Source organism: Paenibacillus selenitireducens, from assembly GCF_002021565.1.
In the GTDB taxonomy this organism is placed as follows: domain Bacteria; phylum Bacillota; class Bacilli; order Paenibacillales; family Paenibacillaceae; genus Paenibacillus_K; species Paenibacillus_K selenitireducens.
This window is the reverse complement of record NZ_MSZX01000014.1, coordinates 24,219-40,824: the sequence shown is the minus strand read 5'-3', so window position 1 is coordinate 40,824 and position 16,606 is coordinate 24,219. Positions and strand designations below refer to the sequence as shown.

At 41.2% G+C, this 16,606-nt stretch carries 21 protein-coding genes and 1 riboswitch; of the genes, 20 read left to right on the top strand and 1 reads right to left on the bottom strand.

The window, feature by feature from the left end; genetic code table 11:
- Positions 1 to 21: 21 nt before the first annotated feature.
- The 6 genes from mglC to BVG16_RS26795 all read left to right on the top strand — a co-directional run bounded on the left by mglC (position 22) and on the right by BVG16_RS26795 (position 2,897).
- Positions 22 to 1,032: a galactose/methyl galactoside ABC transporter permease MglC gene (gene mglC / locus BVG16_RS26820; RefSeq protein WP_078502271.1), complete on the top strand. Its 1,011-nt coding sequence runs from the start codon at positions 22 to 24 to the stop codon at positions 1,030 to 1,032.
- Positions 1,033 to 1,165: 133 nt separating this feature from the next.
- Positions 1,166 to 1,450: a hypothetical protein gene (locus BVG16_RS26815; RefSeq protein WP_078502270.1), complete on the top strand. Its 285-nt coding sequence runs from the start codon at positions 1,166 to 1,168 to the stop codon at positions 1,448 to 1,450.
- A gap of 52 nt (positions 1,451 to 1,502) precedes the next feature.
- Entirely contained in the window at positions 1,503 to 1,808 is a 306-nt protein-coding gene (locus BVG16_RS26810; protein ID WP_078502269.1) for a DUF5316 family protein, read from the top strand.
- Between the two features lie 13 nt (positions 1,809 to 1,821).
- Entirely contained in the window at positions 1,822 to 2,004 is a 183-nt protein-coding gene (locus tag BVG16_RS26805) for a hypothetical protein (protein ID WP_078502268.1), read from the top strand.
- Between the two features lie 27 nt (positions 2,005 to 2,031).
- A complete protein-coding gene (locus tag BVG16_RS26800; protein WP_078502267.1) occupies positions 2,032 to 2,517 on the top strand; it encodes a hypothetical protein in 486 nt (161 codons plus the stop codon).
- Between the two features lie 2 nt (positions 2,518 to 2,519).
- Positions 2,520 to 2,897 carry a hypothetical protein gene (locus BVG16_RS26795; protein ID WP_144027500.1) on the top strand — a complete coding sequence of 126 codons (378 nt, stop codon included), beginning with the start codon at positions 2,520 to 2,522 and terminating at the stop codon, positions 2,895 to 2,897.
- Between the two features lie 32 nt (positions 2,898 to 2,929).
- Here the strand turns inward: BVG16_RS26795 and BVG16_RS26790 are convergent, their stop codons facing one another.
- The gene (locus BVG16_RS26790; protein ID WP_078502265.1) at positions 2,930 to 3,958 is read right to left on the bottom strand and encodes a LacI family DNA-binding transcriptional regulator; all 1,029 of its coding nucleotides are present in this window, start codon (positions 3,956 to 3,958) and stop codon (positions 2,930 to 2,932) included.
- 310 nt (positions 3,959 to 4,268) lie between these two features.
- Between BVG16_RS26790 and BVG16_RS26785 the strand changes: the two genes are divergently transcribed.
- From BVG16_RS26785 to BVG16_RS26725, 14 genes are all read left to right on the top strand, one after another.
- On the top strand, positions 4,269 to 5,318 hold the full coding sequence (locus BVG16_RS26785; RefSeq protein WP_078502264.1) for a 2,3-butanediol dehydrogenase: 1,050 nt from the start codon (positions 4,269 to 4,271) through the stop codon (positions 5,316 to 5,318).
- Positions 5,319 to 5,466: 148 nt separating this feature from the next.
- Positions 5,467 to 6,057, top strand: coding sequence for a thymidine kinase (locus BVG16_RS26780; RefSeq protein WP_078502263.1), 591 nt, complete (start codon positions 5,467 to 5,469; stop codon positions 6,055 to 6,057).
- Positions 6,058 to 6,265: 208 nt separating this feature from the next.
- Positions 6,266 to 6,433, top strand: a riboswitch (cyclic di-AMP (ydaO/yuaA leader).
- A 128-nt stretch (positions 6,434 to 6,561) separates the two neighbouring features.
- Positions 6,562 to 6,963 (top strand): hypothetical protein, encoded by a 402-nt coding sequence (locus BVG16_RS26775; RefSeq protein WP_078502262.1) that lies wholly within the window; start codon positions 6,562 to 6,564, stop codon positions 6,961 to 6,963.
- Between the two features lie 118 nt (positions 6,964 to 7,081).
- Positions 7,082 to 7,681, top strand: coding sequence for a copper resistance CopC family protein (locus BVG16_RS26770; protein WP_078502261.1), 600 nt, complete (start codon positions 7,082 to 7,084; stop codon positions 7,679 to 7,681).
- 411 nt (positions 7,682 to 8,092) lie between these two features.
- Positions 8,093 to 8,644 carry an N-acetyltransferase gene (locus tag BVG16_RS26765; protein ID WP_078502260.1) on the top strand — a complete coding sequence of 184 codons (552 nt, stop codon included), beginning with the start codon at positions 8,093 to 8,095 and terminating at the stop codon, positions 8,642 to 8,644.
- The gene (locus BVG16_RS26760) at positions 8,634 to 10,106 is read left to right on the top strand and encodes a methyl-accepting chemotaxis protein (RefSeq protein ID WP_078502259.1); all 1,473 of its coding nucleotides are present in this window, start codon (positions 8,634 to 8,636) and stop codon (positions 10,104 to 10,106) included. Before BVG16_RS26765 ends, BVG16_RS26760 begins: the two co-directional genes overlap by 11 nt.
- A gap of 217 nt (positions 10,107 to 10,323) precedes the next feature.
- The gene (locus tag BVG16_RS26755) at positions 10,324 to 11,769 is read left to right on the top strand and encodes an alpha/beta hydrolase family protein (protein ID WP_078502258.1); all 1,446 of its coding nucleotides are present in this window, start codon (positions 10,324 to 10,326) and stop codon (positions 11,767 to 11,769) included.
- 124 nt (positions 11,770 to 11,893) lie between these two features.
- Complete coding sequence (locus BVG16_RS26750) at positions 11,894 to 12,286, top strand: DUF5643 domain-containing protein (protein ID WP_269845620.1); 393 nt, start codon at positions 11,894 to 11,896, stop codon at positions 12,284 to 12,286.
- Between the two features lie 407 nt (positions 12,287 to 12,693).
- Positions 12,694 to 13,335 carry an MBL fold metallo-hydrolase gene (locus tag BVG16_RS26745; protein WP_078502256.1) on the top strand — a complete coding sequence of 214 codons (642 nt, stop codon included), beginning with the start codon at positions 12,694 to 12,696 and terminating at the stop codon, positions 13,333 to 13,335.
- Between the two features lie 214 nt (positions 13,336 to 13,549).
- Positions 13,550 to 13,645, top strand: coding sequence for a competence inhibitor ComI (gene comI, locus BVG16_RS33525; RefSeq protein ID WP_227793437.1), 96 nt, complete (start codon positions 13,550 to 13,552; stop codon positions 13,643 to 13,645).
- 422 nt (positions 13,646 to 14,067) lie between these two features.
- A complete protein-coding gene (locus tag BVG16_RS26740) occupies positions 14,068 to 14,469 on the top strand; it encodes a hypothetical protein (protein WP_078502255.1) in 402 nt (133 codons plus the stop codon).
- A 416-nt stretch (positions 14,470 to 14,885) separates the two neighbouring features.
- Positions 14,886 to 15,110, top strand: a complete 225-nt coding sequence (locus BVG16_RS26735; protein ID WP_078502407.1) for a helix-turn-helix domain-containing protein — start codon at positions 14,886 to 14,888, stop codon at positions 15,108 to 15,110.
- Between the two features lie 154 nt (positions 15,111 to 15,264).
- The gene (locus tag BVG16_RS26730; RefSeq protein ID WP_078502254.1) at positions 15,265 to 15,600 is read left to right on the top strand and encodes a DUF3024 domain-containing protein; all 336 of its coding nucleotides are present in this window, start codon (positions 15,265 to 15,267) and stop codon (positions 15,598 to 15,600) included.
- A 236-nt stretch (positions 15,601 to 15,836) separates the two neighbouring features.
- Positions 15,837 to 16,316, top strand: a complete 480-nt coding sequence (locus BVG16_RS26725; protein WP_233147184.1) for a hypothetical protein — start codon at positions 15,837 to 15,839, stop codon at positions 16,314 to 16,316.
- Positions 16,317 to 16,606 lie beyond the last annotated feature (290 nt).

The window sequence follows — 16,606 nt, the reverse complement described above, 5'->3', positions numbered from 1 at the left end:
TAGAGAAGGGTGAGGTAGAGTATGAATGCGAAGCGTGTTCAAGGGTTTATTTCTCAAAATGTCATTTATATTGTTCTGGTCGTTCTGATTATTGGTATTGCGATATATGATCCTGCGTTCCTCGGATTGAATCCACTCCGGGATGTACTGAATCAGTCATCAACGCGGGTTATTATTGCGCTCGGTGTTGCGTTTATTCTGATCACAGGCGGAACGGACTTATCCGCGGGACGGATCGTTGGCTTATCTGCGGTAGTATCGGCGTCCATGCTGCAGACAACCGAATACGCTCGCAGGTTTTTCCCGAATATGCATGAGTTGCCGCTGATTGTACCTATTCTCTTAGCCATCATAGTAGGGTTAGTATTCGGATTAATTAATGGCGTTATCGTGGCCAAATTCAAGGTGCCGCCGTTTATTGCAACGTTAGGAACGATGGTCGCCGTGTATGGCGTCAACTCCTTATACTTTGATACCGATCCGAATAATTCGCAGCCGATTGGCGGATTACGCAAAGGTTTTACGGATCTTTTTGGAACGGGCAGCATTGGTTATGGCGGGGTCTCGATTCCGAATATCGTGGTGATCGCGATCATTGTCTCGATTATCGTCTGGGTTATTTTTAACAAAACAAGGCTTGGTAAAAACATGTACGCGATCGGCGGGAACCAGCAGGCGGCGAAGGTATCCGGGATTAACGTGGGCAAGAATCTCGTGTTTATCTATGCGATTGCAGGTGCGCTGTATGGTTTGGCCGGGGTGCTTGAAGCAGCAAGAACAGGTGGAGCGACGAATAACTACGGGAATATGTATGAATTAGATGCGATTGCTGCGTGTGTTGTTGGCGGGGTATCGACAACGGGGGGAATTGGGACCGTACCAGGGGTGGTAACCGGCGTTCTTATTTTTACCGTCATCAACTATGGTCTGACCTTCATCGGCGTAAGCCCGTATTGGCAATTAATCATTAAAGGTTCCATTATCGTCGCTGCCGTCGCGTTCGATATGCGGAAATATGCAGCGAAGAAATAAAGGATTTCAGGTTGCACCCCTTCCACATGGAAGGGGTTTTGTGTATTCAAAATAACAATTATTGGAAACGTTGTTGTATAATAGGGGGAGTTGGTATTGTCACGATATGTATAAAAGGGGGATTTGTAACATTGTGAATGGATACATCGTCTTTGTGGTTGTAGGAATACTGGAGTTTGCAGCACTCATATTCACGGGAACGATCGGTTTCTCGGTTCTGAATGCAGCACTTGTTGTGACACTATTAATTCTGATTCTCGATAGATTAAAAGATATTCAGGGCAATACGTTCGGCAAGCGGATCCATCGTCAACGTATGAAGCCATTCCTAGATCAGCGGGAGCAAGCCACTTCAAATTTTGAGTCGAGAGATCTACCCGATGAAGATGATATTATCCGGATGAACAAGGAAGATTAGGAGAAAATTTTGAAGTTAAATTAATATAGAAGTTATTCGATAGGAGGGCAGCATGAAAAGACTGGGATTAAGCATCATGGTCTGTATCTTCATTTCGGCAATTACGTATGTGTTACGAGGATTCGAATTCACGATGAAAGTGAATTTTGGGATTGGATTGGTCGTCTTGCTGTTATCCATGGCGATGTCGGGATCACTTGGATCCGGCGATCGGCAGCGTGCGAACTTTTACACAACGACAGAGGAGGACCGGGAGACGTCAGGGCGATGGACGATACAATTGATCGTCATTTCCATCCCTTTTCTGAGCGTTGCCGCTATTTTATATTATTATGGATTGAAGTTTGTATGGATCTAGAGGGGGAGAAGCATTGAGTTTTGAATGGGAAAGCTTTGCAGTTTCAGTTATTTTATTGGTGGTCATCGTGTGTGTGATTGTCTTGTTATTCCGTTGGTTGCTGCACGGAAGGAAGAAGGCGCGGCATACCCAGCAAACCTTAGAACGGATTGAGGCAAAGTTGGATCACTTGATGAAGGAAGAACAGGAAAAGTAGTTCATCGGGATGTGAGGAGTCTGGTCTATGCAGAATTTGCCGTACATGGTGATTGGCAGCTTGCTTGCCGCATTCGTCATCTATAAAGTCTATACTTCGTTCCTAGCGAGGAAGCAAGTTGGGCAAATACTTATGAGTGGAACGAGCGATTATAAGAGTACGAGCATAATTGTTGCTTGTCTCGCGTTAGTGAATGGCGTCTTTGATTTTTATGCAAAGAATTGGCTAGGATGGATCGTATTTTTCTTATGCCTATGCATTGCCCTCTACCTCAGTCATTTTGTAGGTCAGAGCTGCATCGGTGAATTCGGATTGAAAGTCGGGAACGTATATATTCCGCGTGAACGCATCACGTCGTACCGAATCGTTGGTAAACGCGTCAAAGAGGTGGAGTTGATGGTGATCGGCAGAGATCAAGGCATCCGGATACGAATCCATGAAAAGCGCCTTAGTAAAAGCCTAGAGGACATGTTGCACCAATATGTATATCGCTTGGAACGGAGTGAAACATGAAGATGAAGAGCAGACGCCTATGGGGTGTGCTCCTCGTGATGATCTCGATATCGATCCTGCTTATTTATATCAATCGGGATCACAGAAGTCTGGAAGGGAATTGGGTCGCGAAGCAAATCAGTCAAGAAATCGGCGTGGATAATGAACTCATGAAATATAACTATTGGAAAATAGGCCAGCGCAGCATCAACTTGACCTCTTTCGACGATGTCGGTGATATAGAGAAGAAGTTTAATGATACGCAGGCGGATATGGCCTACACTTGGAATAGTGATAAGCAGATTCTACTGAATGGTGTAATATTCGATGTGTCATTGAAATCCAAACACATGACGTTAAAGAGCGCTACATTTGAAATTGAATTTGAACAAGCCGACTAACCCAAGAATGGGCTTCGGCTTGTTTTGTTTTATCATGAATAGGTTGCATTATGCGTGCGCGCAACACTAGATTCTCGGACGATGAGCCGAGGATCAAATTGAACTCGCTCATAAGCGCCAACCCGCTGGTCGCGAATACGCTGCAGCAATAGCTCTGTAGCTAATCGAGCCACTTCATTCCCCATAATGGATACGGAACTAATCTGAGGCGATGTGAGTGTCGTCCAAGGATTGTTATCGATCCCTACGACCGCAATATCCTCGGGCACTCGAACCCCTAACTCTTTGAACCGATTCACGAGCCCGATCGCAATCATATCATTCGATGCATAGACGGCATCAGGCATATCTTTCAGACTATAAAAATAATCCGCTGCTTGCCAACCTGTTTGAATCGTAAAATCATCCCCGATAAATACCCGTGAAGTATCTACTTGTCGTAAAGATTGCTCGTAAGCAAAGAAACGTTCCTCGATAATATCTTTGGGAGCGCCCGCATAGGCGATTTTGGTTCTGCCAATGTTGATGAGATGCTCCATCACGAGTCGGCCTTCTTGGAAGGAGAGCGATACGATGTCAGCCTTCACGTCAGGATCTAACTTTTTCCCATAATTGATAACGGAAATCGGAACGTTTGATTTGTTAATCAAGTCGACCAATGTCTTCGGATAAGCAAGTGGAAGCATAATAAGTCCATCGACATGCAGTTTCTTCACGTCACGAATGGTTTCTAGTTCAGCACGGGCATTTCCTAATGTATTAATCTGAACAACGCGGTAACCCGAATGCTTCGCTGCTTGTTCAACTGCCCAAGCTACCTCCGGGATAAAGGCATTGCGGATATCGGGAACAGCTAAGGCGATTTGGTTCGTATGTCGGACTTTTAGACTTTGTGCAGAGGTGTTCGGTACGAATCCCAGTTCTTCGATGGCCTGCAGGACCTTCGCTTTCGTCTTCGCGCTAATGCCTTCTGTATTGTTAATGGCCCGAGATACGGTCGCAATGCCGACCCCTGCGGCTGCAGCAACATCTTCAATCGTTATTTTTTTCTTATTCATCATGTGAATCCTCACTTATTGGAATCGTTTCCGAATTAATCTATTAGATTGATCACTATTCTTATTATATCACAAAATGAAATAAACGAACGACCGAAACTCGGGATACAAGGTGAATAAAGGGATTACGGCGATTATTATAGCCGAATTACTTGCAAAACATGTCGAATTATTTAAATTTTAGGTTTGACATTGTGTCGAAAATATGACATATTGGATTCGGGAAACGTTTCCGAAAAGATTTGATAATTATCATTTTCACACCATGATTCGCCTACAGGGCGACGAATATCTATAGGGGAGATGGATAGACATGAAAGCATTGAGATGGCATGGCTTAAAAGACCTACGATTGGAAAACATAGAAGAACCGAAGGCGACCAAAGGGAAAGTGAAAATCAAGGTCGAATGGTGCGGTATTTGCGGCAGTGATTTGCACGAGTACACAGCAGGTCCGATTTTCATTCCAGGTCACGAACCGCATCCGATTACGGGCGAACAAGCCCCTGTTGTTATGGGACATGAGTTTTCAGGACAGGTCGTGGAGATCGGTGAAGGCGTTACCAATGTAAAAGTCGGTGACCGCGTAGTCGTCGAACCGATTTATGCTTGTGGCGAATGCGCTGCATGTAAACAAGGGAAATACAACTTGTGCAGCACGATGGGATTCTTAGGTCTTGCCGGCGGTGGCGGCGGATTCTCTGAATATGTAGCAGCAGAGGATTATATGGTGCATAAAATTCCGGATACAGTATCCTATGAGCAAGGTGCACTTGTTGAACCATCTGCGGTAGCACTACATGCCATTCGTCAGAGCAGCTTGAAAGTCGGCGATAAAGCAGCTGTGTTCGGCGCCGGTCCGATCGGACTACTCGTTATTGAAGCCTTGAAAGCATCGGGTGCCTCTGAAATCTATGCCGTGGAATTATCGGAAGAACGTAAGAAAAAAGCAGCAGAATTAGGGGCAATCGTTATCGATCCTTCGCAATATGATGTCGTACAAGAAATTCACAGCCGTACGAATGGTGGCGTAGATGTCGCTTATGAAGTAACGGGTGTACCGGTAGTATTGAATCAAGCGATTGAAGCGGCCAAAATCGGCGGCGAGCTGATGATTGTTAGTATTTTCGAGAAAGAAGCACCCATTAAACCGAACCGGATCGTAACGATGGAAAGAACGATTAAAGGGATTATCGGGTACCGCGATGTATTCCCGGCTGTTATCCGCTTGATGGAACAAGGATATTTCCCAGCAGACAAGCTGGTAACCAAACGCATTCCGCTCGACGAAGTGGTTGAGCATGGATTTGAAGCGTTGTTGAAAGAAAAAAACCAAGTGAAAATTCTCGTTAAAGCGAATTAATATAGAGCCGGATTTCTCGACGAAGAGGAGTCCGGCTTCTCTTCTTGCTTGAACAGCATACGGATTGTATTATCCACGATCTGCCGATGAAAAGCTCCGAGACTTCCTGTATAATGCATTTTATCGACGAATTTCAGGAGGCATAAGGGTGGCACAGCTTTATTTTAAATATGGAACGATGAATAGCGGCAAATCATTCGAAATTATCAAAGTAGCACATAATTATGAAGAGCAGGGCAAGTCGGTTCTTATCTTCTCACCGGCGATTGATACGCGAAGCGGGGCGGAACAGATCGGTTCTCGTGTAGGGTTGGAACGTCCTGCGGTTCCTGTAGGTGATGAGACAGACATCTATGCATACGTGAAAAATCAGATTGCGGTGAAGGCAGCAGGACACGATCGAATTTATTGTGTGCTGATTGATGAAGCTCAATTCCTGAAAAAGCATCATGTCCTGCAATTAACGCGTATTGTGGATGAGTTGAAGATTCCGGTGATGGCCTTTGGCTTGAAGAATGATTTCCGCAATGAAATCTTCGAAGGCAGTTACTACTTATTGGCACAGGCCGATAAGCTTGAAGAAATCAAAACCATCTGCTGGTATTGCGATCGCAAAGCGACCATGGTGATCCGGTTCCGGGATGGTCAGCCGATGAATCAAGGCGATCAGATTCAAATTGGCGGCAATGAAGACTATAAACCGGTGTGCCGGCGTTGTTATAATGAAGCATTTCAATAGAGACTTGAGCCATTCGTGCTCAAGTTTTTATTTTTCTCATAAAACGAAGATATAGTGAGCCGCGTAGAGGGATTGAATGATTGCTATGGATTTTATCTTAAATTGCAACTGATTTTGCTGTATTTGAAAGATATGACATATTTACAGAAAGTACTCGCGAGAGTATGATCAGATTCATGAAAAGATTCGATTTTCACAGGAAATAACGCAAATGTATTCGCTGAATCCTTGAATGGAAAAGGAACGGGGGAACCAATCGACTGTCAAGCTTTTGACGTCATGGGGTGAATCTCAGTGACATAACTCTATGTACTGAGTAGGGCGACTCTCACGCCCGAATCCGTCAGCTAACCTCGTAAGCGTGTAGAGAGGCAACGATGATCGCAAGCGGTAAGACACGGTGTATTTGTCTGTGCCTTAAGGAGCCGTGCGAGGAGTTCGTCTCTTCGCTTAGGCTTCTTTTTTGTTGCCTTCTCTTGTTAAATCAGAGGAGGAAGAAGAACAATGGAGAAGCAAGAAGATTACATCTTAGTATCGGCACCGAACAAAATGGGGGAAGTATTCGTCCGGAAGCTCATGGCACAACAGCAAGCTTTTGCCGTGATCGTCAATAACAAAAGAGAGGGAGAAGAATTCAAACGCATTGGCGTCAAGCATATTATCCTGGTGGATAGCAGTGAACAGAATACTTGGAAAATACCGGATCTACCGATCGGCAGCGTCTATTTGTTCGAGAGCAGCTTGAACTTATGTTGCAGATATATTCAAATCTGTCGGACCTGGACGTCGAAACCGATTTACGTGATCACTCGTTCCAATAACCCACGACTAGTATATAAAAGCCTTGGCGCATCGTACATTATACATACCCATAGTAGCGATGTTTCTTTTCTACTAGAAAATTAAGGATGCTCATATAGCCCGATCGAGTCATATGAATAGTGGCGGAATCTTGTTATAATAGGACGTGCACATTGTGACAAATATCACACAGCATGTGAACTCGCGGAAAGGGGCTTCATTCATGGCCAAAAAATTTATTCCACTCATCGTATTATTATGTACACTTATTCTACCTGTTAGTGCTTTTGCACATACGCATTTAGAAAGTTCGTCACCAAGTAATAAAGAGGTTGTCACCACTGAAATGAAAGAGTTTAAGGTGAAATTCGAAACCTCGATCGGGGAACTAAGTTCCTTCGAAATATTGAATGCAGAGAACCAGAAAGTCGAAGGACTGAAAGTAACGGTTGGGAAAGACAACATGATCGGAACGTTGGATCAAGCTTTGCCGAATGGCGATTATACCTTGCAATGGAACATTCTAGGCAAAGATACGCATGTCATGAAAGATTCGATCACATTCACGGTGAATGTGCCGGCAACGGATAAAAAAGACGAAATGACAGCACCGGATGCTTCAACGCAAGTAGACAATGCCGAGCCGCCTGCAACGACCGACAAGGGTACGGTAGATGCACCGAAGGATACGGCGACCGACGTGGCGACAGATACTACGCCAGCTACAAAAGAAGCCAATTCGACTTTGATCTATGTGGTGATCATCGGCGGAGCAATCTTAATCTGTGCGGTGTTGTATTTCTCGAGACGGGTGAAGAAGTAAAAAGTAGTTAGAAGGAAAACCGCTGGTATTATCCCCTTAAAGTAGACACTCCAAAAAACCGTCATGGTATCATGAAGGATCGAGTGACACTTAAAGGGGATTTTTTCATGGCCCAAATGGGACAAGAATTTCGAAATGGAATATCCTTCAAGGAGTTTTCTGATATTTTTTGATATTATAAGGACTTATGATAATTAAACGCAATAAGTGACTTTATATTTTATTGCATGAGATCTTCTGTATTTGTATGGATAAAGCACGAATTAGTGAGTGCGCTACCCATATTAAATAGATATACATCGCGAACATATCATATAAGTAGCAAAAAGCCTAAAGCATCTTTGAGTTTCATTTCTGCACCTATGTGGGTGGGTTACTTTTATGCATACTAACAACACACAGGAGGAACACATGTACAAACTGGTACAGACAGAAGAGGAACTCCAAGAGTTTCACAGAATCAAGAGTTTGAATTGGAAAGAGAAAGGATTCGATATGGAATATGCAAAGCCAAATTCGGATCAGTATTTATTTTATGTCGATGGAGAAGCTGGAGGTACATTTGAATTCACACCTTTTCGGCATGTAAGCCCGTTTATTCACAGTATCTTCGACGATGTAATAACTCCAGATATGAACATTGTAGAGACGGATAGTTTTGCTGTCTTGCCCAAGTTCAGGGGTAAACTAGGGAGGGAAATTATTTGCTTGATGGTAGCCTACGCGCACTGGAATGGGTATACCCATTCTATAGGGCTGTCAGATCCGAAAGTGTTTAAGTCGTTTAACAACTCTTATCACATTCAAGCGCAGAGGGTTAAAGAGGACATTGATTACAAAGGCGCAATGGCGATACCTACAGTGTTTCATCTCAAAACAGCATACGATAACCTTCATTCGTCAGAGTTAGCGTGGTATACAGAGCCTATTAAATTAGAAGAGGGGTTATTATATGTACGGTAGTGAGTTGTTACGCAAAAGAAACAATTGGGTAGTGTCCGTGTTCGCAGGGGTAATTACGATAGATCAGATCTTAAATATGTTCTTAGGAGTATCTTTAACTTTTATACTTACAATACTGGGGATTATATACGGTTTACTTGCACCCGTATTATATGTTTCTAATCTTCCTAAATTTCATGGACGATTGGAAAAGTTCGTTCAATATTACATACTCATTATCATTGGGGCATTCATGTATGTAGTTATATCATTAGACCCTCATATGATTCAAATCATGACGATGTTTTTCTATGTATCCATCATGGGTGTATATCAAAGTAAGAAAATCAACTTCTTAACATTAGCCATAGCGCTGGGTATTCTTATATATTACTTTGCAACACAAGGTGAAGTAATATTCCATTCAAAAGACTATTCGGAACTGTACTACTACATTCTGACTTTTGCTTTCGTATCCTTTACATCTATTGTTCAGTCTAAGTTCAATAACAAATTGCAGGCCGATTTTGACAAACAAAGATTAGATGCAATAAAAGCGAAAGAAGATATGGAAGGGGTATTGAAAAATATAACTCTTTCTCTAGTATCCCTAAAAGAGTATCAAGAGGGAATGAACGAAACGACTGGTAATGTAACCACACGCTCTGCTGAACTCTTAGCTTCCATAGAAAAGACAATTTCTATGTTTGAGGATCAAAGTGCTTATGCCACTGTTTTTAAGTCATCGATGGCTGAAACCAATAAAAAGGTTGAAGAAGAGACAGACTCCGTAGTTGAAATGCATCATTATGTGTTATCGACAAAAGAGGCTACCGAGGAAAGCGGTAAGCGCGTTGGGTACTTAGAGGATGATCTTGAGGAGTTCAATCAGACGATTGAACGAACATCTTCTATTATGGGCAAACTACATGATGAGACGGATAAAATTGAACGCATTGTCGATGAAATCAAGAAAGTATCGTCGCAAACGAATCTCTTAGCCTTGAATGCGGCAATTGAAGCGGCGCGAGCTGGTGAACATGGTAGAGGTTTCGCAGTCGTAGCTGATGAAGTAAGAGTCTTAGCAGACCAGTCTAAAAGTTCATCTGATTTAGTAACGGATATATTGAGTGGTATTCGAGATACTGTAAAGATTGCAACGGAGACAGTTACGAGTTCACAAGATTCAATTGTAAAGAATCGTGAAGGTATGCAGGAAGTAAAAGCTATATTCTCTAGTATAAGTGGATACATGACAGATTTAACAGAGCGGACTGATAAATTCCAAAACTTCATGGTAAGTCTACGTGCTATGGTGCAAGAGGTTGTAGCTCGATCTGAAAGCAATGCTGAGGAAACGCTCAAAAGTAAAGATAACCTCAACGATGTACTAAGTTCGGTAACAGAACAACAAGCCGAAATTGAGGCTCTGGCTGCTGGCTTCAGCGATTTAGCCAAGCGTATAGAGACTATCGGTAAATAGGAATCCAGCTTACCTCGAACAAGCATCACGCAGGAATTGATTAAATCAAAAGTTAACAATGAAGAAGCTGTTTTCCTGAGGGAAGGCAGCTTCTTTTGCATGTTCGCAGGCCGTAACAAAGAATCTTGAGAAAAAATTCAGAATTTCCCTTCTTTTATCTTCATTTTTCAGGAGTAAGATGAAACTTATTCATTCACTTATTGTAGGAGGGATGCAGATGAGACTTTTGGAGGTCGTGTTGATTGCGGTCAATTTTGGATTGTTGTTCTGGGCGGTTATTGCGAACAGGAAGGTCGGGAAGACTTCTGTCATCCCATTGGCGGTCGCCTTTGGTTTGGTGATTGCACAGGTTGCCGTGGAAGGTGGCCGATGGGAGATGATTCCGGCTTATTTAACGCCATTCGTATTAACGGTTTATTTCTACATGGGCAGGCGGAAAGAAGGACGCCGAAGTCCGATCGCGTTCTCGATACAGATGGTATTATTGATCATGTTTTTAATTGTTTCAATTGCTCCACCTTGGTTTATGCCGATATTCTCATTTGAGAAACCAACGGGGACTTATGCAGTTGGATCAACCGTCTATCATTGGGTAGATGAACAACGGCATGAACCATACTCGGAGAACACGGCTGACAAGCGTGAACTGATGGTTCAAGTGTGGTATCCGGCCGCTGAAGGAGGTAAGGAAGAGCAGAGCACTTATCTCCAGAACGCTTCGAAAATGACGCAAGCCATATCGACAAAAATGATGAACCTTCCAGCTTTTACGCTAAGCCATTTGAATCTGATCAAAACGCATTCGAAGTTGGAAGCCAAGCTATCGGACTCGGAAAGCCGGTATCCTGTATTGATTTTTACCCACGGGATGAACGGGTATCGCAATCAAAATATGTTCCAGATGGAGGAACTGGCAAGCCATGGCTATATCGTTATGGCCATCGACTACGCTTATGAAGCGGCTGCCACCGTGTATCCTGACGGACGCGTAGCGTTGAGCAGAACCGATCCCAACTTGACTTCCAATGCCGAGTACACCAAGCACATCCAGCTATGGACTTCCGATGCCACCTTTGTGCTCAATCAAGTGGAGAAGCTGAACTGGAATGATCCGGCCGGGCGTTTTACAGGCAAAATCGATATGGATCGAATTGGCATGCTTGGACATTCATTCGGTGGAGCCGTTACGCTGCAGATGGTCAAGAATGATCCGCGTGTGAAGGCTGCCCTGAGTATGGACGGCGGATTTTATGGTCCCCCGGTTTCTGACAAAGGACTTGGAAAGCCATTTTTAATGATGTATTCAGAGGAGACATACGATAAGGTGATGACCTCTTACGATGATGTTGCCAAGCAGTTAGGTGGGGTAAGCCGTGAGGCGTTTGAAGCCCCGAGGAAAGAATATATTCAGAAATCGGGCAATGCGCTGGCAGGCGGCGGTTTATCCTTACTTATTCCAGGATCTAAGCATGCAAGCTATTCCGATCTAGCATTATTCTCTCCGCTGCTGGGATTGAACGGTCCAGACCCTCGGCGGGACCACCGCATCGTGAATGAATTTAGTGTTGCTTTTTTCGACCGGTATTTAAAAGGAAAGGACGATTCTGTACTTCAAGGATTAGCCGCCAAATATCCGGAAGTGAATTTTAAAGTGAACCAATAGATGCGGTTCGCCTAAATGAATCGTTTGAAACACAGAAAAAAGAAGCTTCTTGCCCACATCTGAAGTGGATATTCTAATTGGCGAAAAAACTACCTCTAAACGCGGTCGGAATGGACCTCGATAAATAGAGAAACTCTCTGTCACGCCGATGTCCTTTATCGTATATTACAATCAAGTGATTTCGATGGAGGTAAGAAACAATTGGCACGGAGTAGATGTCGATTTAGATATTAAAGATGATTTAGGAAATCATTACTCGGGTAAAGGCAATGAGGGATCAGGTGATCGGGATGGATATAACATGAGTTGGAGTAAAACGTTCGAAAAATTAGACCCGAATGCGACGACACTATTTGTAACACCTCATATCAACCTGTATGAATATACTTCTGAGAATCATGGATCTGTTGAAATAACGAAAGATGGAAGAACAAAAGAAATTCCAAAAGTCGACAAATCTAATAAAGATAGAGAAGAAATTGTATTAGATGACATCATGATTGAATTAAAGAAGTAAACGTAAACAACGATCGCGTAAGTCGATGACCGAAAGAACAGGGACCACTGCCATAGCAGTGTGTCCCTTTTTATATTGCAATAATTCACAATTTATTAGAGAAACGGAGGTTTTTTGTGTAATGGAGTCGAATTTTAGAGAAGAGTCCCAAATCTGTATAAATCCAGAATACAGTAGCATGATTGTGCGAATGTCTGCAAAACCGAAATGGCTGCATGCCATTCGGTAGTTCTCTGGAAGTTTCGCACTCATTTACTGGAGGATTCGTAAAGCGAAAGGGATTTTGGGGAAAGGTGAATTCCGTCTATTCGGGTAATAGACGAATTCGCAGAATAGGAGTTAACTGAAATACCGAAAGACAAAAATGATACAGTGAGTTAATCATTTAATCGTGGAGGAATGAAAGCATGGAAATTAACAAGATTAGTAATAGGAATATTGTATTTACATTCAGTTATGATTTCAATCAAAATATTCATTTGATATTGGGGACAAGATATAACTACATCATTGATACGGGTTTAGGTCATAAATGTATGGAACCAATCCTGGAATACTTGGGGACTGAGAGAAAGCCAATGATTATTATTAATACGCATCATCACTGGGATCATATATGGGGGAACGGTTCATTTCAAAATCCGATAATCATATCACATCGACTCTGCAGAGATTTAATCAATGATAAATGGGATGAAATGCTTGATAGGTATGGAAAGTACTGTGATGGTATAGTAGAAAAATGTCTACCAACTTTAGTGTTTGAGAATGAACTGTATTTTCCAGAAGACAAAGTGAGATTGTTTTATACACCTGGACATACGATAGACTCAATCAGTGTACTAGATGAAGAAGAAAAAGTAATAAATGTTGGAGATAATATTGGAGATTCAATAGAAGAAATCCTACCGAGTATTTATTCGAAAAAAGAGGTATTTAAGGATACAATTTTAAAATATAAAGAACTGGATGCTAAAACATGGATTTCGGGGCATAATGTGGTATTTGGAAAGGAAGTATTAGACAAGATAATATATGAATTAAAGTAGTTTTTTTATGAGATATGAAAGTAGTTCGAAGAAGTCGTTTACATCAGTAACATCGTGAATACAGGGCCGTTATATAAAAGGGATGCAGAATGAAGATCTAAAAACTTATACAAGAAAATATAAGAACACTTGTACGCATATGTGAATAAAGGTAAAATATAACTACAATTGAATCTTGGGTGGGCATGGTTTCCCTTCGGAAGGAGGTGAAGCCATGGAAGTGAAAGATGCACTAACGATTATGTTCCTATTTGGATCATTCATTCTTGCTCTTTTAACTTACATTAATAATAACAACAAGAAAAAGTAAAACCCACCCTAAGATTGGTAGCCGAAGGTGGGTTTTAATCCTTTTATGACCTAGAAGGGAATAAACCATCCAAGCCAATTGTACTGACCAAGTGTTAGCGCACTTGGTCTTTATTAAATATATAATACCACATGTGAAAACATGTATCAAAACAATATTGAATAGCGTTTTACATGATTTTTGAAATCAATTCAGAGAAGGCATCCCCATCATATAACAACACATCTATGCCGCGTTGCTAACGCTCCTTGGTCTGCCCGAGGATTTTCGAAGAGGCTGAATCCAGACACCCCTGTGAGGCTAAGTCCGTCGGACCCAGTCGCTGGTGCTCCTTTAAGCCTCGCGTATTCGTAGATACAATAACGTTATATGAAATTCTGATAAAAATAGTGGTTAAGATAAATCTGAGAGGTGTTAAAGATATGGAAAAAATCAAAGCTATAAAAACTGAATTAGGTGAAATTCATGGAAGAGACGCGATCTTCCTTGATGATATTCAATTCAATTATCAAAAGAATGAAGTTAAATTAATTGGTGAGATAAATGGACTATTATGTACAGAATCTGATGATGATGAGTTTATTGGATACGAATTGCTATTCAAGAAAGTTTATTACTTTAATATGATTGAGTTAGATGTAAGTTTACAGATGTTTGATAATCCATACAATGAAAGTAGTAGTTTTGGGGAAATATTTAATACAAAAATACTTAGAGATATTAAGAATGCAAGAGATCTGGAGTTAAAGCAATATGTAATATATACATATGACGACGTTTTCGTTATCGCATGTCAAGAATTCGAATTAAGATTAAAGAAATAAGCCTCTCGGGTTCGTAGATATAAGAACGTTATACGACAGAATCAAACAGAATAGAATAAAGATGGTCATAAGACAACTCTCTAAATACTAGAATTTTGCAATTCGCTTGAGAGTTGGTAAAGCATCTTTAAAACCTTGTATGTAGATACTTCTTTCTAGGATGGATTGGAGAGAAATTTGGGCGTCTTCGTAAAGAAAAACCGTATGTTGAAGTTGATCTGGTAATGCTTCACGAAGCGTTTTAAAATAATGTATTGACCATAGAGTATTCCTTCTCTTATTAACTTTTTAGAGGTATTATATAACCTTACAAAGTTAATTATAAGGTGAATATTTAACTTTATAGAGTTAAAAATTTGATTTTCATTGATGATTGCATATGTAGGAGATAAGATAGAAATATGGAGGGGAAAAAGATGACCGTAATCAAGTGCAATATAAGAGAACTCATGGCGGAACATAGAATAGATGATATAACAGAATTGATGGCGAAATCGGGTTTAAGTCGGAATTCAATCAATAAGTTATATAGGGAAACGAATATAGAAACAACAAAGTTGGAGACCTTATTCAAGCTATGCGATACATTTAACTGCAAGTTATCTTATTTAATTGAGTATGCTCCTGAAGAAAACCAATAGTGAAGTCGGATTCGAGAAGTGATTCCGTAGGCTCAGTCCATCTGACCCGGTCGCGTCGGCTCCCTTTAGTCTCTCGGGCTCGTAGATACATGAACGTTACCTGAAATCATTGCTTATGAAAACCAGAATAAATTCAAGTAAGGAGAGGATCATCATGGCATTTGATGCATTTACAAAGAAGAGGCTTGAAAAAATACTAGATAATTACATTGAAATGAAAATTCCTAAGCATCTCAAGGATGAATATAAGATTTTTTATAAATTTAGAGGTAGCACAATTACTCTTTTACAGGAAAGACCATCATATATGCCCGGACAACGAGTTGAATTACCCATCGCGCAGTTTAGACATCATGAAGACAAATGGAAGATCTTTTGGCAGGACAGTAAAGATAAGTGGCATTTCGTAGAAGACATAAAACCTATAGAAAATTTTGAAAAACAATTAATGATGCTTGAAAAAGCAGAGTTTGGATATTTTTGGATGTAGTTCTAAGAGGGTAATGACTTCAGGTAACATAGTATTCACGCATCGGGACTAGCGCCCCTCGGTCCGCCCGGGGAGATTGCAGGGAAGTGGGATCAGGCGGACACATCTGCACCGACTAGTCGCATCACGGCTGGCTCCTAATGGAGCCTTAAGTTGGTGAAATGTCGTGAATACTGTGATGTTAGGTGAAACCTCGGAGAGAATGTAAAAAGCATTTTAAGTGGAGTGAATCGAAGATGAGCATGAATAAAAAAGAGCTTTATTTTAAAGATCTAGAAGACATAATTACAGATTCAATTTTTATTGGTAGTTCAGAATACGATTTAGATGAAGAGATTGCTAATAATATGTGGCACATTTCTTCCAATATTGAACTAATAAAGGCATTGACTTTAAAAGACTACAGAGATTTTTTTAATAGAGTAATCCAGAATAGACGAGATCAAATAATAGACTCTACTCAGAACCATGGAATGATTTTTTATTTGTGGTTTGATCAGTTGGCATGTCAGTTAAGATTTAGTTTAATATCTGATTTACATAAGAAACTCCCATTTCAATGTGACCTTGAGATATTAAAGCATATGGATGACATAATATTAGCTTTTTTGAATTCTCCATTTCATGATGGGTTACCCATTGAAGGATATAATGACAATATAGAAGAAAAGCCCTATATATTAAAGATCTATCAAACAATGTTAAGCAAAGATTGAAGAATATTTTGAATAAGAACTAGAACTAATAAAGGAATTTTGCAAGCATATCGAAGGTGTCCGAGGCATCACATAACATCGTTTTCCTGCTGCGTCGCGTTCGCTCCTTGGTCTGCCCGAGGATTTTCGAGGAAGTGAAGTCAGGCAGACAATCCCTACGAGGCTAAGAACCGAAGCCACCCAGTCGCTCTGCTCCTTTAAGCCTTTCGGGTTCGTAGATACAACAACGTTAGGTGAAATCTCAGCAATGAAATGAAAACCTTAGATTAGTATAATCGAAGATGATTATG